This window comes from Alteriqipengyuania flavescens, assembly GCF_030406725.1.
GTDB classification, from domain to species: domain Bacteria; phylum Pseudomonadota; class Alphaproteobacteria; order Sphingomonadales; family Sphingomonadaceae; genus Alteriqipengyuania_B; species Alteriqipengyuania_B flavescens.
In genome coordinates, this window is sequence record NZ_CP129107.1 from 965800 (window position 1) to 983683 (window position 17884).

The following is a 17884-nucleotide window of genomic DNA, read 5'->3' on the forward strand; positions in this document are numbered from 1 at the left end:
CCCGCGATGAACAGGGGGCGGAGGCGATGCGACTCTGGCTGACTCCGGAGTCAAACGAAACCTGTCCCCGTTGCCCACAGCCTGTCCAAAAGCCCGCCCACATGGGTGCAACCCTGCTCGCCCGTAAGCGGGAAACGGGCAGCAAATCCGTCCCGAACTTGTCGGCAGGCATATCCCGTGGTTTATGCCCATGTCTGTGCACAGGGGCTTTGTGCCCCGCTGAAGACCCGGATTCCGCTTGAGCAAGACCCACCTCCACCTCCTGTCCGATTCCACCGGCGAAACGCTGGAAATGATCGCCAAGGCCAGCCTCGCGCAGTTCGAGGACACCGATGTCGTCCGGCATTTCTGGCCTATGGTGCGCAGCCAGGCCCAGCTCGACCGGATCATCGAGGATGTGGCGGCGAAGCCCGGCCTCGTCATCTATACCCTCGTCAATCCCGACGTGCGCCGCGCGCTGGACGAGAAGTGCCGGACGCTCGGCTTGCCCGCGGTCGATGCGCTCGACAAGGTGACGGACGCGATTTCCAGCCACCTTGGCCAGGAAGCGAAAGGTCGGCCGGGCCGCCAGCACGCGATGGACGCCGCCTATTTCCGCCGGGTCGAGGCGATACAGTTCACCATCGCCCATGACGACGGGATCGGCTGGGAGAACTGGGAGGAAGCGGACATATTACTCGCCGGCGTGTCGCGCAGCTCGAAGACTCCGACCAGCATCTACCTCGCCAATCGGGGCTACAAGACCGCCAACATCCCGCTGGTCGTGGAAAGCCCGCCGCCGGACAAGCTTTTCAGCCTGAAGCGGCCGTTGATCGTCGGCCTAACGACGGCGCCGGAACGGCTGGTGCAGATCCGCCGCAACCGCCTGCTGTCGCTGAACGAACAGGAGCAGACCGATTATATCGATGCGCAGCGCGTGCAGGAGGAGGTGCGCTTCGCCCGCCGCCTGTTCGCCGATAACGGCTGGCCGGTGATCGACGTCACGCGCCGTTCGATCGAGGAAACCGCCGCGGCGATCATCCGCCTGATCAGCGAGCGCGATGCGCAGACCGCAGGCGACAGAGTAGGGATTTCGGGATGATCGTGCTTGCTTCCAAGAGCGCGTCGCGCCGCGCCATGCTCGAAGCCGCAGGGGTCGATTTCACGCCCGTGCCTGCCGCATTGGACGAACGCGCGCTGGAAGCGTCGCTGGGCGCGGTCCCGCCGGAAAGCGTGGCGCTCGCCCTGGCAGAAGCGAAAGCGCTGTCGGCCGACGGCGGGATGCGACCGGTGCTCGGCAGCGACTCCGTGGTGTCGGTGGGCGGACGCCGCTTCGACAAGCCGGCCAGCCGCGCGCAGGCGGCCGAGCATTTGCGATTCTTCTCCGGCAAGACGATGCACCTCCATTCGGGCGCGGCCCTCGCGCTCGGCGGGCACTTGCGCTGGAGCCACGTGGAAGAAGCGCGGCTCGTCGTGCGCCCGTTGAGCGAGGATTTCATAACCCGCTACCTTGCTGCCGAATGGCCGGAGGTCGGCCAGTGCGTCGGCGTGTTCCGGATCGAGGCGATGGGCGTGCAGCTGTTCGAACGGATCGAAGGCGACCACTTCACCGTCCTCGGAATGCCGCTGCTGCCGGTCCTCGGCGCGCTGCGGGCTCTGGAAGAGCTGCCGGCATGAGCAGGCCCTACGCCGAGGTGATCGGCGACCCGATCGCCCAGTCGAAATCGCCCGCCATCCACAATTTCTGGCTGGAGAAACTGGGTATCGATGCGGACTACCGCGCCCATCGTGTCGCGCCGGCCGAACTCCAAGAATATGTCGCCGCGCGGCGTTCCGACCCGGACTGGCGCGGTTGCAACGTCACCATGCCGCACAAGCAGGCGATCCTGCCGCATCTCGACCGGATTGACGATATCGCGCGGCGCATCGGCGCGGTGAACACAGTCTATCGCGATGGCGAGACACTGGTCGGCGGCAACACCGATGCGAGGGGCTTCCTCGAGCCCTTGCGCGAAACCCTGGCCGGCCGGGACTATTTCCGCATGGCGCGCATCCTCGGCGCAGGCGGCGCGGCACGGGCGATCGTCGCCGCACTGGCTGATGCGGGGTTCACCCTCGTGGTCGCCGCGCGCGATCCGGCGAAGGCCGACCTGCTGCTCGCCGAACTTGCACCGCAGGGGGAACATCACGCCGCCCCGCTCGCCCATTTCGCCGGGCCGACCGATTTTGCCTTCGACGACCGCGAGGGGTGCTGCGACCTTGTCGTCAATGCGACTCCGCTCGGGATGCGGGGCCAGCCCGCCCTCCCCTTCGACTGGAGCCATGCCCCGCCCGGCAGCATCGCTTACGACATCGTTACCGACCCGGTCGAAACCGTCTTTCTGGCCGATGCCCGCGCGGCCGGTTTTCAAACCATCGACGGGGTATCAATGCTGGTCGGCCAGGCGACCGCCGCCTTCGAACGCTTCTTCGGCCAGCCAGCCCCGCGCGAATACGATGCCGAATTGCGCGAGCGGCTGGTCGCATGAGCCATCCGCGCATCGTCGGGCTCACCGGTTCGATCGGCATGGGCAAGTCGACCGTTGCATCCATGTTCGCCGCAGAAGGCGTGCCGGTGTTCGATGCGGATGCCGAAGTGCGGCGGATGCAGGGCCCCGGCGGCGCGCTCCTCCCCGCGATCGAAGCCGCGTTTCCCGGCTCGACGGGCAAGGACGGCGTGGACCGCAACGCGCTCGGCGGGCAGGTCTTCGCCGACCCCGAGGCGCTCGCCCGGTTGGAGGCCATCGTCCATCCCGCGGTGGCGGAGGCGCGGGCCGAGTTCCTGCTGGAACATGCCGGCGCGCCGCTGGTGGTGTTCGACATCCCGCTGCTGTTCGAAAAGGGCGGCCATGCGGCGGTCGACACGGTCGTGGTCGTGTCCGCGCCCGACGACGTGCAGCGGGCCCGCGTCCTCGCCCGCCCCGGCATGACGGCGGAGAAGTTCGCCCATATCCTCTCTCTCCAGACGCCCGATGCGGAAAAGCGCGCGCGGGCCGACCATGTCGTCGACACCGGCACCAGCCTTGCCGAAACACGGCAGGCGGTGCGCGAATTGGTCGCGAAATTGCGCGCAGGCTGATTCGGCACCTTGCAAGCGGCCCATGCAGCGCCGATATCGACAGGACCGATGCGAGAAATCATCTTCGATACCGAAACGACCGGCCTCGACCCCAAGACGGGCGACCGCATGGTCGAGATCGGATGTATCGAGATGGTCAACCGGGTTGCGACCGGTAATTCCTACCACGCCTATTTCAATCCCGAGCGGACCATGCCGGTCGAGGCCGAGGCGGTGCACGGGCTCGGCGATGCCTTCCTGGCCGATAAGCCGCTGTTCGCCGCAAAGGCGCGCGAATTGCTCGATTTCATCGGCGATTCCCCGCTTGTCGCGCACAACGCCGGGTTCGATTTCGGCTTCCTCAACAACGAACTGCGCCTCTGCAATACCGAGGAAGTCTCGCTCAACCGGATGGTCGATACGGTGGCGCTCGCGCGCAAGAAGCACCCCGGCGCGAAACTCTCGCTCGATGCGCTGTGCACCCGCTACGGGATCGACCGCAGCCACCGGACGAAGCACGGCGCGCTGCTCGATGCCGAACTGCTGGCGCAGGTCTATGTCGAGCTGACCGGCGGTCGGCAGATCGGGCTGGAGCTTGCCGCGGAAGAGAGCGGCGCTGCCACCCCCGAGCGCCACGTTTACACCCCGCGCGCGGACCGCGAGGTGCGCCCTGCCCGCCCCCATTTCGCCAGCGCCGAGGAACTTGCCCGCCATGCGGAGTTTATCGGCAGGATGGACAAGCCCGCCTGGCAAAGCTGACGGCGGACGCAATCACCGGCCCGTCCCCACCGGGCCATCGAAGAAGGAGAACCACGATGGAAATTCGCGTGTCAGGCCACCAGGTCGAAACCGGCGAAGCGCTGCAGGAACATGCCGAGGAGCGGCTGTCCTCCATTGTCGAGAAGTACTTCAGCAAGGCCATTTCCGCGCAGGTCACGTTCTCCAAGGCGCCCGCCGGTGCGTTTGCCTGCGATATCGTGACCCACGTGATCCAGGGGCTGGTGCTGAAAGCCCATGCCGAAGCGCATGATGCGCACCAGGCGCTCGACCAGGCGGCGGCCAAGATCGACAAGCAGGTCCGCCGCTACAAGCGCCGCCTGACCGATAACCACGAACGTGCCCAGTTCAGCGCGCGCGAGGAGGAGGCGGCCTACACCGTTTTCGCCGCGCGCGACGACAGTGACGAGGACGAGGTGGAGGAAATTGCCGACGCGCCCGCTATCGTCGCGGAAACGCGCTGCGACATTCCCGAAGCGAGCGTCTCGGATGCCGTGATGATGCTCGACCTGCGCGACACGGACGCGCTGTTCTTCAAAAATGCTGGCACCGGCTCGCACAATATGGTCTACCGCCGCCGCGATGGATCGATCGGCTGGGTCGAACCGTCCTGACGCCGCGGCCTTGCTGGGAGAGCGAGGCCGGACCCCACCGAAAGGTGCAGCGCTTGCGGGCCCGCTTCGTGGCCCGCCCCTCGCTGCGGAACGATCGAATACGACGAAGTTTACGCGATGCCTGCCAATTTCCTGCTCGACCCCAAGGCGATCCGTTTGGCCGCCGACGGGTCGATTGCGACCAAATCCGATATCCTGGGCCTGCTCTCGACATGTTTTGCCGAGGTTTACGAGCTCGATTCCGCTACCGTGCTCGAAGGGCTGGAAGAGCGGGAGAGGCTGGGCAGCACCGGCTTCGGGCGCGGGATCGCCATGCCGCACGCGCGCTACGCCGGGCTGAAGCGCCCGGTCGCCGCCCTGGTCCGCCTGCCGGAGCCGATCGACTTTGCCGCCGCCGATGCGATGAAGGTGGAACTGGTCTTCGCCCTGCTTTCGCCCACCGATGCGGGCGCCACGCACCTCCATGCCCTCGCCGCCATGTCCCGCATGCTCAGGGACGATGCGCTGCTGGAGCGGTTGCTGGCGGCCGAAACCAGCGATACGCTGCGCGGCGTGATGACCGATGCCGGGGAGCGCGATGCCGCCTGAAGGCGATCCCGCCCTTGCCGCAGGCGCGGCGAGCCACTGGCGCGCGCTCGAAGGCCTTTACGCATCTGCCGCGATCAACGAACTTTTCGCCTCCCGGCTGGAAATCGAGCGACAGGGCGAGGCTCGGATCACTTTCGAAGTGACCGACAAGGTCTACCACGCCGCCGGCGCGGCCCACGGGACGATCTATTTCAAGATGCTCGACGATGCGGCGTTCTATGCCGCGAACACGCTGGTGAGCGACCGCTTCCTGCTGACCACCGGTTTCAACCTCCATTTCACCAAGCCGGTGCGCGAAGGACTGGTGACCGCAGAAGGGCGCTGGGTGAGCGGCAAGCGGCGCGTGCTGGTGGCGGAATCGCGGCTGGTCGATGCCGATGGCGAGGAAATCGGGCGCGGTACCGGCACTTTCATGCGCAGCCGGATCCCGCTGTCGGGCCTGCCCGGCTATGGCCCCGCCCGTTGAGGCGAATCGGATGAACGACGGAGAAGCGCGCCTGCCCGCCCACGTCGAAATCTCGGGATTAATCCGCGCGGTCCAGGCTGAAGGCGGTTTTGCGAGCGTGCTTTCCAAAGGTGAACGCGACGCCGGTACAATCCTTGTCATTTGTTGCGAGAACGGCCGTAACGGGAGACTTTATGAACGGATGCCTGATCTGGACGGCGGCCGCAAATGGACCCTGACCAAATCGGAAGGCTTTGAAAAACCTCTGGAATTTTCCGAATACTGGCAGCGCAGGGCTAAATCGGATCCCGATTGCTGGGTCCTGGAACTGGATATCGACAATGGTGAACGGTTCGTCGGAATTACGGGAACCGAAAGTTGACGTTTGGGGAAAGGCCGCTACTTGGCCACCCGCAACTTGGATGCGCAGGCGGTGCGCGCTCACAATTCGGTGAGCAGCATTAGCACGCAGACGGGGGCCGGCCGGCAGGCCGAAGAACGACGGAACCCATAATATAAGCCGCGAATGGGATGCGGCCGGTAACCGTCAGCCTGCGCAGGTCCGACCACCGCCCTAAGTATTCTGGAAAATGAAGTTCATGAAGCGCGCCGTCACCCTCGGGGTGGCGACCACGATTTTTGCCACGCTTGCAGGGGCCGAAGGCCCCGGCGCCCTCGCCCAGGATGCGGCGACCGAAGCAAGCGAAACCACTGTTTCCACGGCGGCCCCTGTTGAAGGCGCAGCCGCCGATCCGGCCACCGAGGCGCAAACGAACGAAAGCGACATCGTTTTTGTGTCCGAGCCGGTGGTCCAGCCCCTCGATCCCGAGCAGGTCGCTGCCGATGCGGCCGCCAACGCGACGCCGGCGCAGGCCGCCTCGCTGCGTGAACTAGTGGCCGGTATGGACACCTCGGGCGAGCTTTCGCGCGACATGCACTGCCTTGCTGGCGCGATTTATTTCGAATCCAAGGGCGAACCGCTCGCCGGCCAGCTGGCCGTGGGCCGCGTCATCGTCAACCGTACCGAATCGAGCCGCTGGCCCGACAGCTATTGCGGCGTGGTGCTGCAGCGTTCGCAGTTCTCCTTCGTGCGCGGCGGGGCGATCCCCGCGATCAACACGTCGAGCAAGGCCTGGCGCGACGCCAAGGCAATCGCCCGCGTCGCGCACCAGGATTTGTGGGACAGCCCGGCGAAGGGCGCGACGTTCTTCCATGCGGTCTACGTCAATCCGCGCTGGCGCCTGACCCGCGTGGCGCAAGTGAACAACCACATCTTCTACCGCTGAGCTTCAGCGCAATTCCAATGCAGCCCCCGACCGGTTCGCCCGGGCGGGGGTTTTTCATGCATCAGTCGGTCAGTTCGACCCAGACCGGCGTGTGATCGCTCGCTTTCTCGCGCCCGCGATATTCCTTGTCGACCCCGGCGGCTACCATCCGGTCGGCGGCTTCGGGCGAAAGGAGCAGGTGGTCGATCCGAAAGCCGTGATCCCGCTGCCACGCGCCGGCCTGGTAATCCCAATAGGTCCACACGCCGCCGCGCGGGTTCAGGCTGCCGATGGCGTCCGTCCACCCGTCGCCGAGCATGCGGAAGAAGGCATCGCGCGATTCGGGTTGCATCAGCGCATCGTCCTGCATGGCCTTGACCGACCAGACATCGCTGTCGCGCGGAATGACGTTGAAATCGCCGAGCACGACGGTCGGCTTCTCGCGCGCGGAAAGCTCCGCCATGCGGGCGCGCAGCCGCTCCATCCATGCAAGCTTGTAGTCGAATTTCGGCCCGGGCTGCGGATTGCCGTTGGGCAGGTAGAGGTTGCAGATGCGAATGCCGTTCACATCCGCTTCGAGATAGCGGGCCTGTTCGCCCTCGCCCTCCTTCGGGCCGTCGATGCCAAGGCCGCGCTGCGTTTCCACCGGCGCCGTGCCGTCGGCGAGGATGGCAACGCCGTTGAAGCTCTTCTGCCCGTGCCAGATCGCCTTGTAGCCGATCTCCTCGAACTCGGACGCGGGAAAGCCTTCGTCCATCGTCTTGATTTCCTGCAGGCAGGCGACGGCGGGCCGCGTTTCCTCCAGCCATTCCTTCAACCGCGGCAAGCGCGCCTTGATGCCGTTGATGTTGAAGCTGGCGATGCGCACGAGGGGCGTCAGATACCGAAGCTGGAGCCGCAGCCGCAGCCGGCCGCCGCTTGCGGGTTCTCGACCCGGAACGCCGCGCCGCCGAGCGATTCGACGAAATCGACCTCGCTGCCGGAAACGAGATCGAGGCTGACCGGGTCGACGACCAGCTTCACCCCGGCGGTTTCGCTGACGAGGTCGCCGTCTTCCTGCCCTTCGGCGAGATCGAACTTGTACTGGAAACCCGAACAACCGCCGCCTTCGACCGAAAGACGCAGGATCGCGGGCTTGTTCTGCCGCTCCGCGATCCACGCCACGCGCTTGGCGGCGGAATCCGTCAGGGTCGGGGCTTGGGTATCGGCCATGGAGACGATGTAGGGAGGGAAGGGCGCGCGCTCAAGCCGTGGCGATATATTCGCGCATCGCGTCGGCCTCGCCCGCGATCTCGTCCATGCGGTTCTTGACGAGGTCGCCGATCGACAGGAAGCCGATCATCTCCGTGCCCCGCATCACCGGCAAATGGCGGATGCGGCGCCGCGTCATCAGGCCGAGGGCTTCGTTGATGCTTGCTTCGGGATCGACGGTGATGGGCGGCGACGTCATGCATTCGCCGACCGTCTTCTGCAGGATCGCCGCGCCTTCGTTGGCGATGCCGTAGAGGATGTCGCGTTCGGACACGATGCCGACCACCTGCCCCGAATCGAACACGGGCATGGCTCCGATCCGCTTGTCGGCGAGGATCATTGCGGCTTCGGCCATGGTCTCCCCGGTCGAACAGCCGATGACTTCGCGCTCCATCTGGCCGAGCAATTGCGAAATCTTCATGGGCTGCCTCCTCACTTCCGGGTGACAGGAGCATGCCAGAAATCGGTGCGCTTTGCCAGATTGGCCCCGGCTTCGAGTAACGGCGGGGCTAGAAAACCGCGCGCAGAACCGCCATCTGTGCAGCCATGCCCGACAAGACCCCCAGACGACCGAAGCGCAAGTCGCCGCTCGAGAGCCCCGAAAATGCCGCCTTCGCCTGGGCGCGGTTCCGCCGCCTGATGCGGCTGATGCTGGCAATCACGATAGGCGTCGTCGTGATCGCACTCGTGCTGCTTTACCGCAGTAATGGGCTGATTTCGGTGCATTTCTACATCGCAACCGCGCTTGGCATCGGCTTTGCCATGCTGGCGACATCGGCGCTGATGGGGCTGGTGTTCCTTTCCAGCGGCACCGGTCACGACGAATCGGTCGAAGACCCGCTGGAAGACGAATTAGACGGCGACTGGGGCAAGAAGGACTGAGCGCCTATTCCTTCACGGCCGGGCGGAGCCGGTAATCCTCCACCGGCACGCCGCCGACGAAATGTTCCTGCAGGATCCGCTCGAGCGCGGTCTCGTCGCAGCTGTGGTACCAGATGCCGTCGGGCCAGACGACCGCGATGGGCCCCTGCTCGCACACCTGCAGGCAATCTGCCTTGGTTCGCTGGAAGCCGCCCGGCCCCTTGCCGAGCGCGGGATCGCGGCGCGGCCCGGCGAGGCCCAGCTGCTTCATCCGCTTCTTCAGGAACTTCCACGCCGCTTCGCCTTCCGCGCGCTTGCAGCATTTCTGCTTGTCGGAAATGGCGCAGATGAAGATGTGGCGCTCGATCTGGCCGCCACCGATCTTCGCCAGCGCCTTTTCCGCCTTGGCGATGCCCCCGTTCTTGGAATGACTCAAGACCGCTGGCTCACTGCGACAGGTGCTTGTCGAGCCAGTCGAACACCGTGTTGTGCCATTGCAGCGAGTTCTTCGGCTTCAACACCCAGTGGTTTTCGTCCGGGAAGACCAGCAACTGGCTGTCGATGCCGCGCTCCTGCAGCGCGGTGAAGCTGGCCAAACCCTGCGTATAGGGCACGCGGAAATCCATCTCGCCGGTAATGACCAGCATCGGCGTCTGCCAGTTGTCGACATAGTTCACCGGGTTCCAGCGTTCGTATAGCGCCTTCTGCTCCGAATAGCTGCCGCCGAAGTCCCATTTGGGAAACCACAGCTCTTCCGTCGTGTAATAGAAGCTGCGCATGTCGAACAGGCCGTCATGCTGGACCAGGCAGTCGAACCGGTCGGCCCAGTTCCCCGCGATCCAGTTCATCATGTAGCCGCCGTAGGACGCGCCCATGGCGCAGGCGCGGGTGCCGTCGAGCTGGCTGTCGCCCGCCAGGGCGGCGGCAAGGCCGAGCTGCAGGTCTTCCAGCGGCTTGCCGCCCCAGTCGCGGTTGATGCTGTCGGTGAAGGCCTGGCCGTACCCGGTGGAGCCGTGGAAATCGATCGAGACCACGGCATAGCCCTGGCTCGCCACCACGCGCGGGTTCCAGCGGCTGGACCAGCCGTCGTTGAAAGAGCCCTGCGGCCCGCCGTGCACGTAGAGCACGACCGGCAGCGGCCCTTCGACCCATGCCGGCTTGTGGATCATGCCCCAAACGGTATCGCCGCCGGCGCCTGCGAAATTGAAGCGGGTGGTTTCCACCTGCGCCAGCGCCTCGAAATCGGACGCAGTCACGTCGGTCAGGCGACGGGAGCCCTGCCAGCCGTCCGAGAGGTAAATCTCGCTCGGCGCGGCGACCGAATTGCGGGTGAAAACGATGCGGTTGCCCGGCAGGATGGCGGCCACGCCGATGCGCGCCTCGTTGCCTTCGACGAGGTCGAGCCGGGTGACTTCGCCGCTGCGCGGATCGATGCGGAAGGCCGGATCGTCCAGCACGTCGCCTGCCGTCGCCACGATCCAGCGCGAATCGGGCGTCCAGTTGAGCGAATGGAAGCTGCGGTCGAAATCCTGCGTAAGAGCGCGGGTCTCGCCGGTCGCCAGATCGTGCAGCTGCACCACCAGCCGGTCCGATTCGTAACCGGGCCGCGCCATCGCGAGATAGGCCAGGTAGCGCCCGTCGGGCGACGGCGCCGGCATCGTGTCGGTGGCATCGTTCGCGTCGGTCAGGTTGCGGACCGCGCCGGTGGCAAGGTCCGTGCGGTAAATGTCGACGTTGGTAGAGGCGGGCTCCCCGCCGTCGGACACGCGGCCGGCGAAGAACACGCTGCCGCCGTCGGCAGCCCAGGCAATATCCTCGCCCCCGCCGAAAGGCATGGTCGGCGTGTTCGCCACGAGCGCGCCGTCGCCCGCCGGCCCGTCGAGCGGGGTGCCCGCGCCGGTCACGACGTTGGCGATGGGGAAGGCAAAGGCGCGGTTGTAGATGCCGGATTGCTCCCAGCCGTCCCAGTGGCGGTAGAAGCCGCCCTCGCCGTCATAGAGGCGACCGGTGCCGGGGCCGGGCAGGCTGGTTGCCGGTGTGCCGCAGCCGAAAGTGGCGCATTCGCGCGAAAACGTGCCCATCAGCACAACCTTGCTGCCATCGCCCGACAGGTCGAAGCCCGCCACTTCGCCATCGACGCGGGAAACCTGGTGGATGGCAGACACGCCATCGCTGCCCAGCACCGCGTGGAACAGCTGGCTGCGCCCTTCCATGCGCGAGGAGAGGAAATAGACCGAGCCGTCGGGCGCGAATTCGAAGCTGGAGGCGTCGCCCGCGAAATTGAGCGTCATCGGCGCATCGGTGTCGCCGCCGGTGGGGACGTAATGGATCGCGGTGCTGCGGGCGAAGCTTTCCGGGTCGGTGGTGGTGACGGTCCACAGCATGGCTCCGTCGGCGGAGACGACCGGGGAGCCGAGCCGGGGCGCAGTGACGAGGTCCAGAGCCGTCATCGGGCGCGGATCGTCGTCATGGTCGTCGGCGTAGGCGGGGGAAGCGGCGAGGGCGGCGGTGAGGGCGAGCGCAACGGCGGCGCTGGACAGGAACGTTTTCATGCGCGCCTGACTAGCACCGCGGCGCGCGCTGGCAAACTAACAGATTGGGGGAGGGCGCCTTTGCGCGGCGTAGTTCAGCCGCGCTTGCCCGCGATACGCGCGATTTCGGCCTGCACCATCCGCTCCACCATCGGCGGCAGGTTCTGGTCGAGCCACTGGGCCAGCATCGGGCGCAGCATCTCGCGCACCAGCCCTTCCAACGAGGTTTCGCCGGAGCGCACGATCTGCGGCTTCGCGCCCGGTTCGGCGAGCATGGAGAGCGCGGCGAAACTGTCGCGCATGCCGCGTTCGACCTGCTCGTCGATCAGGCCGCCTTCCGGGGGGATGTCGTCTTCGCGGGACACCATCTCGCCGGCATCGGAGAGGTCGAGGATGTCTTCGGCCTCGTCCGCATCGACGGGTTCGGGCACGGCGTCCATCCGGTCGCCCAGCCGTTCCTTGCGCGCCTGCGCCGCGTCGCGGTTGTCGCGCGCGATCACCTGCTTGATGGAGGCGAGGATTTCCTCGACCGACGGTTCGCTTTCGTGCGGCATGGCTTGTCCCCGGTTGGCCCCGACACTGCCCCGATGGCGGTTAACCATGACTCAGGGCTGGTCGGAGATTTCGCCGTCCTGCGCTTCGGTGTCAACGGTCCTTGTGGCGCTGGCGACCGGATCGGGATCGTTCGACCAGTCCCACACCTGCCCGCGAACCCGCTCGAGATTGAGCGCCGGATCGTAAAGCGGGCCGTATTCCTCCAGCCCCAGGTCGCGCGCCTCGGCGCGGCCCATCGCGGCCAGCAGCGAAAAGCCCGCGACATAGGCGTTGCGCCGCGCGGTCACCAGCTGGACGCGGCTGCGGAGCAGCTCCTGTTCCGCGTTCAGAACGTCGAGCACGGTGCGGTTGCCGACGCTGTTTTCCGCGCGCACGCCTTCGAGGCTCAGCTCCGCCGCGTCGACCGCGACCTGCGTCGATGCGATGATCGCATTGGCCGCTTCCCAGCTGGCATAGGCGCCGCGGACCTGCGCGATGATGTCGCGCTCCACGGCGATGACCTGCTCCAGCGCGGCTTCGCGCCGGGCCTGCGACTGGCGGATGAAGGCGCCCGTGCGCCCCCCGGTAAAGATCGGGATCGAGGCGCGCACGCCCGCGGTCACGGTGGTGGAACCGTCGGTCACGACCACGCCGACCGGCAGCCCGTCCGTATCGACCGAGCCGAGCGTGTTGTCGTAGCCTGCGTTCACGAAGCCTTCGACCCTCGGCAGGCGGCCCGCACGCGCGATATCGACGTCTAGCCCGGCGGCCCGTGCGCGTTCCACTGCGGCGATCAGGTCCGGGTTGTTGTCGAGCGCGATGGCCACCGCTTCCTCGGGGGAGGTGGGCAGGCCGGGCAGGGGCGGCGGCGGCTGCAGGTCATCGGGTTCGGAGCCGACCAGCTGGATATAGCGTTCGCGCGCATTAATAAGGTTCGACTGGGCGGAGCGCAGGTCGCTGCGCGACAGGGCAAGGCGCGATTCGGACTGCGCCACGTCGGTCAGCGTCAGGTCGCCGATTTCGAAGCGGTCGCCCGTGGCTTCGAAATTGACCTGCAGGACGTTCACGTTGGCCTGCGAAAGGCCGACGATCGCCTCGTTCTGGATCACGTCCATGTAGGCGCCGACGACCTGGGTGAAAAGGAAGCTTTCGGTGCCGCGCAAATCCGCGCGGCCGGCCTCGACCCGCGTTTCGGCCGCCTGCACCGACCGGCGGACCGCGCCGCCGGTGTACAGCGGCACGCCCAGATCGATGCCGGCACCCGCGCTACGCGCGGCGTTGCCCTGGCCTTCGAGAAATTCGAAATAGCTTGCAGTGCCGGAGACCGAGGGGAGCCCGTCGGCGCGCTCGATCGGCACGTTCTCGTCCAGCGCGCGCTGCTGGGCCCGCGCGCTCTCCAGCGTGGGGTTGTTCCGGTAAGCCTCCGCCAACGCTTCCTTCAGCGTGTCGGCAGAGGCCGGCACGGCAAGGACAGCAGCCAGCGCCGCGCCGCACAAAAGAGCGAAACCCCCCTTCACCATGTCAGAACGTCCAGCTTTTCTCGGCCGCAAAGGCAGCGATCACCGGCATCCCGACATCGCCGACCGGGAGGAGGGCGACCGACTTGCCGGCCAGCTTTCCGCGCGCCAGCCGGGTGACGCCCTTCTCGACGATCCCGGTCACGATGCGCCCATCCGGGCCGAGCCGTTTGGCGATGGCAGGCGGCAGCTGTTCGGCCGCGCCGTCCACCAGGATGAGGTCGAAATCGCCCTTCTTCTTCGAAGTCGCGGCGGATGCGGCCGCCTCGCTCGTCACCTCGGCGCCCATTTCGGCGACCAGCGCGGCAAGATAGCCGCTGCCGTTTTCCAGCACGAGCACCTTTTCACCCGCCTGCGGCATGGCTTCCTCCAGCATCTTGCCCTGCACTACGGGAGCCGCCAGCGCGCCGCCATCGGCCAGCGGGATGGCGCGGTCGATATAGGCATGGCCGCGCTTTTCGGCGGGCAGGTAATCCTCGCGCCGGACCGCTTCCATCGCGCGCACGACACGCGGGGTGGTGACCCCGCTGGTGCGCAGCTGGCTGTCGATCATGGCGCGGCGAGCAGTCCCTGTTCCGGCGGCTGTCCCGGCGTCTTCGGCGACGGTTGTCATTCGCATTCCTTTTCATGGCCGTCCATCGGACCATCGGCGCACTGTATTATCACCATAATACGCCTTGGCAACAGGTCTTGCAATAGAGACAAGGCCGGTTGCTTCCAAGCGCTTTGACCAGAGGGGTACACAAGGACTAGAGGAACCCTCTTTCTGCGCAAAGCCAAGGTGGACCGATGAACGACGCGACCGAATCCCCTGCCGCGATGGTGACCATCCGCGAGGACGACCTGATCGACAGCATCGCCGATGCGCTGCAGTTCATCAGCTACTACCACCCGATGGACTACATCCGCGCGCTGGGCGAGGCGTACGAGGCGGAGCAGGGTCCGGCGGCCAAGGATGCGATCGCGCAGATCCTCACCAACAGCCGCATGTGTGCCGAAGGCCACCGGCCGATCTGCCAGGACACCGGCATCGTCAACGTGATGGTGAAGTGGGGGCAGGACTGCCGTCTCGACGCCTCGCGCAGCCTGCAGGAGGTTGCGGACGAAGGCGTGCGCCGCGCCTACAACCATCCGGACAACAAGCTGCGCGCCAGCATCCTTGCCGACCCGGCCTTCACGCGCCGCAACACGCGCGACAACACCCCTTGCGTGTTGTCGGTCGAAATGGTGCCGGGCAACACCGTGAGCATCGATGTCGCCGCCAAGGGCGGGGGCAGCGAGAACAAGTCCAAGTTCAAGATGATGAACCCCAGCGACAATATCGTGGACTGGGTGGTCGAACAGCTCCCCAGCATGGGCGCCGGTTGGTGCCCCCCGGGCATGCTCGGCATCGGCATCGGCGGCACCGCGGAACACTGCATGAAGCTCGCCAAGCAGAGCCTGATGGAACCGATCGACATGGGGCAGCTGAAGGCGCGCGGGGCGAAAAGCGATATCGAGCAGCTGCGGATCGACATTTTCGATGCGGTGAACGCGCAGGGCATCGGGGCGCAGGGGCTGGGCGGGCTTTCGACCGTGCTCGACGTGAAGATCCTCGACTGGCCGTGCCACGCCGCGGGCAAGCCGGTGGCGATGATCCCCAATTGCGCCGCCACCCGCCACGCGCATTTCACGCTCGACGGCAGCGGGCCGAGCTATCTCGAAAAGCCTGACCTCGACGCGTGGCCCAAGGTCAACTGGCAGCCCGATGCGGAGGCGAAGCGCGTCGATCTCGACAATCTGACACCGGCAGAGGTGGAAAGCTGGGAGAACGGCGACCGCCTGCTGCTTTCCGGCAAGATGCTGACCGGGCGCGATGCCGCGCACAAGCGCATCCAGGACATGATCGACAAGGGCGAGGAACTGCCCGTCGATTTCCGGGGCCGCGCGATCTACTACGTCGGCCCGGTCGATCCGGTCATGGGCGAAGTCGTGGGCCCCGCCGGCCCGACCACGGCCACCCGGATGGACAAGTTCACCGAAATGATGCTCGACCTCGGCCTTCTCGCCATGATCGGCAAGGCGGAGCGCGGGCACAACGCGGTCGAAGTGATCAGCCGCTTCAAGGTCGCATACCTGATGGCGACCGGCGGTGCGGCCTATCTCGTCAGCCGGGCAATCAAGGAGGCGCGGGTGGTCGCTTTCGAGGAACTCGGCATGGAAGCGATTTACGAATTCACGGTCGAGAACATGCCCGTGACGGTCGCCGTCGACAGCCGCGGCAACAATGTTCACACGCTCGCCCCGGCGCATTGGAAGGACCGGATCGCGAAGGAAAAACTGCTCGAAAAGGGCTGAGCCGGCTTTCGATCAACGCCTTTGCCCGCTCGACGGCGGGACTGGCGCGCTTTCCGCCGATTTGGCACATGAGCGCGAGATGAACGTGATGACACAGATCCGTGCCGAAGAGGCCGCGCCTCCCGCGAGCGACCAGTCGCCGAGCGTGCCCTTCCGGGTGGTGATCGGCTCGATCGCGATCCTGTGGTTCCTCAATTTCGCCTTCATCACGATCCGCGCGATCCTGCTCGATTTTGAATACCAGGGCGAATTGGTCTTCCTGCGGCTGCAGCTGTTCGCCATCGCGGTGGCGCTGACGCTGGGCCTGTGGGTCATCATCCGCCTGTTTGACCGCTTCCGCCTGCCGGTGCGCGTGGGAGTCGCGGTGGTGGTCGCCCTGCCGGTCGCGCTGTGCCTCGCGCAGGCGAGCGTCACGCTGTTCACTCCGATCAACGAGCGCATCATTACCGAGCGGGCCGAGGCCGAGAACGTGCCGCTGCGCCGGAACGAGGAAGGCCAGCTCGAACTCGACACGGCGGCCATTCGCGCCAGCGCTGGCAGCGACCAGGCCGACAACACCGCGCCCCCTGCCAAATCGCGCTTTGCCGGCAGCCGCTGGCAGCAGCTGATCGACACCGGGCTCGGCCATTATTTCGTTATGCTCGCCTGGTGCGCGCTCTATTTCGCGATGCTGGCGGGCGAGCGGGCCCGGATGGCGGAGCGGCGCGAGGCGGAATTCCGCGCCGCCGCCCGCGCGGCAGAGCTGCGATCGCTGCGCTACCAGGTGAACCCGCATTTCCTGTTCAATACATTGAATTCGCTCTCCAGCCTGATCCTGACGGGCAAGAACGACCGGGCCGAGGCGATGCTGCAGACGCTTGCCGAATTCTACCGCCAGAGCCTGAACGATGCGCCGACCGCGGACGTTACGCTCGAAGAGGAGATCGCGCTGCAGAGGCTCTATCTCGAGATCGAGGAAATGCGATTTCCCAAGCGCCTGCGCACGGCGATCGACGTGCCGGAAGAATTGCTCGACCTGCGCGTGCCCGGCATGATCCTGCAGCCTCTGGTCGAAAACTCGGTCAAATACGGCGTGGCGCGCAGCACGGGGCCGGTCACAATCACCATTTCGGCGCGGCAGGAATACGGCCGGCTGGTTGTCAGCGTGACCGATAACGGCCCCGGGCTGAAAGACGGCGCGGGCGAAGCCCACGGCACCGGCATCGGCCTCGCCAACGTCCGCCAGCGCCTCCACGCCCGTTTCGGGGAGGAAGCACACATCGTCTCCGGCGTGACGGGCGATGGCTACGCCACCCACTTGCGGATCCCGGTGAATACCGATGTCTGACGATACGACCATTCGGACCCTGACCACGCTGATCGTCGACGACGAGCCGTTGGCGGTGGAGCGGCTGCAGGTCATCTGCGCCGGGATCGACCATATCGAGGTCAAGGGCACCGCCAGCGACGGCGCGTCCGCCCTGCGGCTGGTCGAGGCGCTGAAGCCCGATCTCGTCCTGCTCGACATGACGATGCCCGAAATGGACGGGCTGACGGTCGCCGCCGCGCTCGGCAAGCTGGAGAATTCACCGGCGGTCATCTTCGTCACCGCGCACGACAATTTCGCGGTCGAGGCCTTCGACCTGGAAGCCATCGACTATGTCCTGAAGCCGGTCACGGCGGAGCGGCTGCAACGCGCCATCGGCCGCGCCCTCGACCGGCGGCGGAGCGGGGCGGGCGGCGGCGAAAGCTGGCTACGCGAATTCTGGGTGCCGCATCGCTCGGAACTCAAACGGATCCCCACCGCCGACGTCTGGCGGATCGACGCGGAGCGCGATTACGTCCGCCTGCATGTCGGCGACCACAGTTTCCTGATGCTGCAGACCATCGCCGGGCTGGAAGCGAAGCTCGATCCCGACGAATTCATCCGCGTCCACCGCTCCACCATCCTCAAGCGCGGCGAAATCACCGGCCTGCGGCACGAGGGCATGGGCGTGTGGTGTGCGGAAATGGACCACTGCGAGCCGATCCGCATCGGGCGGACCTATCTTGCCAGGGTCAAGTCGATGGCCGGTCGCTGACGCGCCCACCGCTTGGCGGAAGGAAAAG

22 protein-coding genes are annotated in these 17884 nt (G+C 66.2%); 14 read left to right on the plus strand and 8 right to left on the minus strand.

The window, feature by feature from the left end; genetic code table 11:
- The first annotated feature begins 238 nt into the window (after positions 1-238).
- The 10 genes from QQW98_RS05060 (at position 239) to QQW98_RS05105 (ending at position 6786) form a co-directional block, all read left to right on the plus strand.
- Positions 239-1081 (plus strand): pyruvate, water dikinase regulatory protein, encoded by an 843-nt coding sequence (locus QQW98_RS05060; RefSeq protein ID WP_290136450.1) that lies wholly within the window; start codon positions 239-241, stop codon positions 1079-1081.
- A complete protein-coding gene (locus QQW98_RS05065; protein ID WP_290136451.1) occupies positions 1078-1656 on the plus strand; it encodes a Maf family protein in 579 nt (192 codons plus the stop codon). Before QQW98_RS05060 ends, QQW98_RS05065 begins: the two co-directional genes overlap by 4 nt.
- Positions 1653-2507 carry a shikimate dehydrogenase gene (gene aroE / locus QQW98_RS05070; protein WP_290136452.1) on the plus strand — a complete coding sequence of 285 codons (855 nt, stop codon included), beginning with the start codon at positions 1653-1655 and terminating at the stop codon, positions 2505-2507. Before QQW98_RS05065 ends, aroE begins: the two co-directional genes overlap by 4 nt.
- Positions 2504-3097, plus strand: a complete 594-nt coding sequence (gene coaE / locus QQW98_RS05075) for a dephospho-CoA kinase (RefSeq protein ID WP_290136453.1) — start codon at positions 2504-2506, stop codon at positions 3095-3097. The genes aroE and coaE overlap by 4 nt, the downstream gene beginning before the upstream one ends.
- Positions 3098-3145: 48 nt before the next feature.
- Positions 3146-3835 (plus strand): DNA polymerase III subunit epsilon, encoded by a 690-nt coding sequence (gene dnaQ, locus QQW98_RS05080; RefSeq protein ID WP_290136454.1) that lies wholly within the window; start codon positions 3146-3148, stop codon positions 3833-3835.
- Between the two features lie 56 nt (positions 3836-3891).
- Positions 3892-4467 carry a ribosome hibernation-promoting factor, HPF/YfiA family gene (hpf, locus tag QQW98_RS05085; protein WP_290136455.1) on the plus strand — a complete coding sequence of 192 codons (576 nt, stop codon included), beginning with the start codon at positions 3892-3894 and terminating at the stop codon, positions 4465-4467.
- A 117-nt stretch (positions 4468-4584) separates the two neighbouring features.
- Positions 4585-5055, plus strand: a complete 471-nt coding sequence (locus QQW98_RS05090; RefSeq protein WP_290136456.1) for a PTS sugar transporter subunit IIA — start codon at positions 4585-4587, stop codon at positions 5053-5055.
- Positions 5045-5521, plus strand: a complete 477-nt coding sequence (locus QQW98_RS05095) for a PaaI family thioesterase (RefSeq protein ID WP_290136457.1) — start codon at positions 5045-5047, stop codon at positions 5519-5521. The genes QQW98_RS05090 and QQW98_RS05095 overlap by 11 nt, the downstream gene beginning before the upstream one ends.
- Before the next feature lie 10 nt (positions 5522-5531).
- Positions 5532-5882 (plus strand): DUF1491 family protein, encoded by a 351-nt coding sequence (locus QQW98_RS05100; RefSeq protein WP_290136458.1) that lies wholly within the window; start codon positions 5532-5534, stop codon positions 5880-5882.
- A 208-nt stretch (positions 5883-6090) separates the two neighbouring features.
- On the plus strand, positions 6091-6786 hold the full coding sequence (locus QQW98_RS05105; RefSeq protein WP_290136459.1) for a cell wall hydrolase: 696 nt from the start codon (positions 6091-6093) through the stop codon (positions 6784-6786).
- A gap of 61 nt (positions 6787-6847) precedes the next feature.
- Here the strand turns inward: QQW98_RS05105 and xth are convergent, their stop codons facing one another.
- Genes xth through QQW98_RS05120 form a run of 3 tightly spaced genes read right to left on the minus strand, consistent with a single transcriptional unit; the run spans position 6848 to position 8437 of the window.
- On the minus strand, positions 6848-7633 hold the full coding sequence (gene xth, locus QQW98_RS05110; RefSeq protein WP_290136460.1) for an exodeoxyribonuclease III: 786 nt from the start codon (positions 7631-7633) through the stop codon (positions 6848-6850).
- Between the two features lie 8 nt (positions 7634-7641).
- A complete protein-coding gene (erpA, locus tag QQW98_RS05115) occupies positions 7642-7977 on the minus strand; it encodes an iron-sulfur cluster insertion protein ErpA (RefSeq protein WP_290136461.1) in 336 nt (111 codons plus the stop codon).
- 31 nt (positions 7978-8008) lie between these two features.
- Positions 8009-8437, minus strand: a complete 429-nt coding sequence (locus QQW98_RS05120; RefSeq protein ID WP_290136462.1) for a CBS domain-containing protein — start codon at positions 8435-8437, stop codon at positions 8009-8011.
- A 125-nt stretch (positions 8438-8562) separates the two neighbouring features.
- Between QQW98_RS05120 and QQW98_RS05125 the strand changes: the two genes are divergently transcribed.
- On the plus strand, positions 8563-8898 hold the full coding sequence (locus QQW98_RS05125; protein WP_290136463.1) for a hypothetical protein: 336 nt from the start codon (positions 8563-8565) through the stop codon (positions 8896-8898).
- 4 nt (positions 8899-8902) lie between these two features.
- On the opposite strand, the gene QQW98_RS05130 is transcribed toward QQW98_RS05125, so the two are convergent.
- The 5 genes from QQW98_RS05130 to QQW98_RS05150 all read right to left on the minus strand — a co-directional run bounded on the left by QQW98_RS05130 (position 8903) and on the right by QQW98_RS05150 (position 14072).
- Complete coding sequence (locus tag QQW98_RS05130; RefSeq protein ID WP_290136464.1) at positions 8903-9313, minus strand: (2Fe-2S) ferredoxin domain-containing protein; 411 nt, start codon at positions 9311-9313, stop codon at positions 8903-8905.
- Between the two features lie 10 nt (positions 9314-9323).
- On the minus strand, positions 9324-11429 hold the full coding sequence (locus tag QQW98_RS05135; RefSeq protein WP_290136465.1) for an alpha/beta hydrolase family protein: 2106 nt from the start codon (positions 11427-11429) through the stop codon (positions 9324-9326).
- Positions 11430-11503: 74 nt separating this feature from the next.
- Positions 11504-11962 (minus strand): DUF2497 domain-containing protein, encoded by a 459-nt coding sequence (locus QQW98_RS05140; RefSeq protein ID WP_290136466.1) that lies wholly within the window; start codon positions 11960-11962, stop codon positions 11504-11506.
- 51 nt (positions 11963-12013) lie between these two features.
- Positions 12014-13462, minus strand: coding sequence for a TolC family outer membrane protein (locus QQW98_RS05145; protein WP_290136467.1), 1449 nt, complete (start codon positions 13460-13462; stop codon positions 12014-12016).
- A 1-nt stretch (position 13463) separates the two neighbouring features.
- Entirely contained in the window at positions 13464-14072 is a 609-nt protein-coding gene (locus QQW98_RS05150) for a protein-L-isoaspartate O-methyltransferase family protein (RefSeq protein ID WP_290136468.1), read from the minus strand.
- Positions 14073-14278: 206 nt separating this feature from the next.
- Between QQW98_RS05150 and QQW98_RS05155 the strand changes: the two genes are divergently transcribed.
- The 3 genes from QQW98_RS05155 (at position 14279) to QQW98_RS05165 (ending at position 17856) form a co-directional block, all read left to right on the plus strand.
- Positions 14279-15796, plus strand: a complete 1518-nt coding sequence (locus tag QQW98_RS05155; protein ID WP_290136869.1) for a fumarate hydratase — start codon at positions 14279-14281, stop codon at positions 15794-15796.
- Between the two features lie 79 nt (positions 15797-15875).
- Complete coding sequence (locus QQW98_RS05160) at positions 15876-17123, plus strand: sensor histidine kinase (RefSeq protein ID WP_290137080.1); 1248 nt, start codon at positions 15876-15878, stop codon at positions 17121-17123.
- Complete coding sequence (locus QQW98_RS05165; protein ID WP_290136470.1) at positions 17116-17856, plus strand: LytR/AlgR family response regulator transcription factor; 741 nt, start codon at positions 17116-17118, stop codon at positions 17854-17856. Before QQW98_RS05160 ends, QQW98_RS05165 begins: the two co-directional genes overlap by 8 nt.
- Positions 17857-17884 lie beyond the last annotated feature (28 nt).

What these genes read in the sequence shown, in the direction of transcription:
- QQW98_RS05135 (WP_290136465.1), bottom strand. Translation starts at nt 11,429, where the DNA reads ATGAAAACGTTCCTGTCCAGCGCCGCCGTTGCGCTCGCCCTCACCGCC.
- QQW98_RS05140 (WP_290136466.1), bottom strand. Translation starts at nt 11,962, where the DNA reads ATGCCGCACGAAAGCGAACCGTCGGTCGAGGAAATCCTCGCCTCCATC.
- QQW98_RS05090 (WP_290136456.1), top strand. Translation starts at nt 4,585, where the DNA reads ATGCCTGCCAATTTCCTGCTCGACCCCAAGGCGATCCGTTTGGCCGCC.
- dnaQ (WP_290136454.1), top strand. Translation starts at nt 3,146, where the DNA reads ATGCGAGAAATCATCTTCGATACCGAAACGACCGGCCTCGACCCCAAG.
- erpA (WP_290136461.1), bottom strand. Translation starts at nt 7,977, where the DNA reads ATGGCCGATACCCAAGCCCCGACCCTGACGGATTCCGCCGCCAAGCGC.
- QQW98_RS05065 (WP_290136451.1), top strand. Translation starts at nt 1,078, where the DNA reads ATGATCGTGCTTGCTTCCAAGAGCGCGTCGCGCCGCGCCATGCTCGAA.
- QQW98_RS05105 (WP_290136459.1), top strand. Translation starts at nt 6,091, where the DNA reads ATGAAGTTCATGAAGCGCGCCGTCACCCTCGGGGTGGCGACCACGATT.
- QQW98_RS05160 (WP_290137080.1), top strand. Translation starts at nt 15,876, where the DNA reads ATGAACGTGATGACACAGATCCGTGCCGAAGAGGCCGCGCCTCCCGCG.
- QQW98_RS05120 (WP_290136462.1), bottom strand. Translation starts at nt 8,437, where the DNA reads ATGAAGATTTCGCAATTGCTCGGCCAGATGGAGCGCGAAGTCATCGGC.
- coaE (WP_290136453.1), top strand. Translation starts at nt 2,504, where the DNA reads ATGAGCCATCCGCGCATCGTCGGGCTCACCGGTTCGATCGGCATGGGC.
- QQW98_RS05155 (WP_290136869.1), top strand. Translation starts at nt 14,279, where the DNA reads ATGGTGACCATCCGCGAGGACGACCTGATCGACAGCATCGCCGATGCG.
- QQW98_RS05150 (WP_290136468.1), bottom strand. Translation starts at nt 14,072, where the DNA reads ATGACAACCGTCGCCGAAGACGCCGGGACAGCCGCCGGAACAGGGACT.
- QQW98_RS05145 (WP_290136467.1), bottom strand. Translation starts at nt 13,462, where the DNA reads ATGGTGAAGGGGGGTTTCGCTCTTTTGTGCGGCGCGGCGCTGGCTGCT.
- hpf (WP_290136455.1), top strand. Translation starts at nt 3,892, where the DNA reads ATGGAAATTCGCGTGTCAGGCCACCAGGTCGAAACCGGCGAAGCGCTG.
- QQW98_RS05125 (WP_290136463.1), top strand. Translation starts at nt 8,563, where the DNA reads ATGCCCGACAAGACCCCCAGACGACCGAAGCGCAAGTCGCCGCTCGAG.
- QQW98_RS05165 (WP_290136470.1), top strand. Translation starts at nt 17,116, where the DNA reads ATGTCTGACGATACGACCATTCGGACCCTGACCACGCTGATCGTCGAC.
- aroE (WP_290136452.1), top strand. Translation starts at nt 1,653, where the DNA reads ATGAGCAGGCCCTACGCCGAGGTGATCGGCGACCCGATCGCCCAGTCG.
- QQW98_RS05100 (WP_290136458.1), top strand. Translation starts at nt 5,532, where the DNA reads ATGAACGACGGAGAAGCGCGCCTGCCCGCCCACGTCGAAATCTCGGGA.
- QQW98_RS05095 (WP_290136457.1), top strand. Translation starts at nt 5,045, where the DNA reads ATGCCGCCTGAAGGCGATCCCGCCCTTGCCGCAGGCGCGGCGAGCCAC.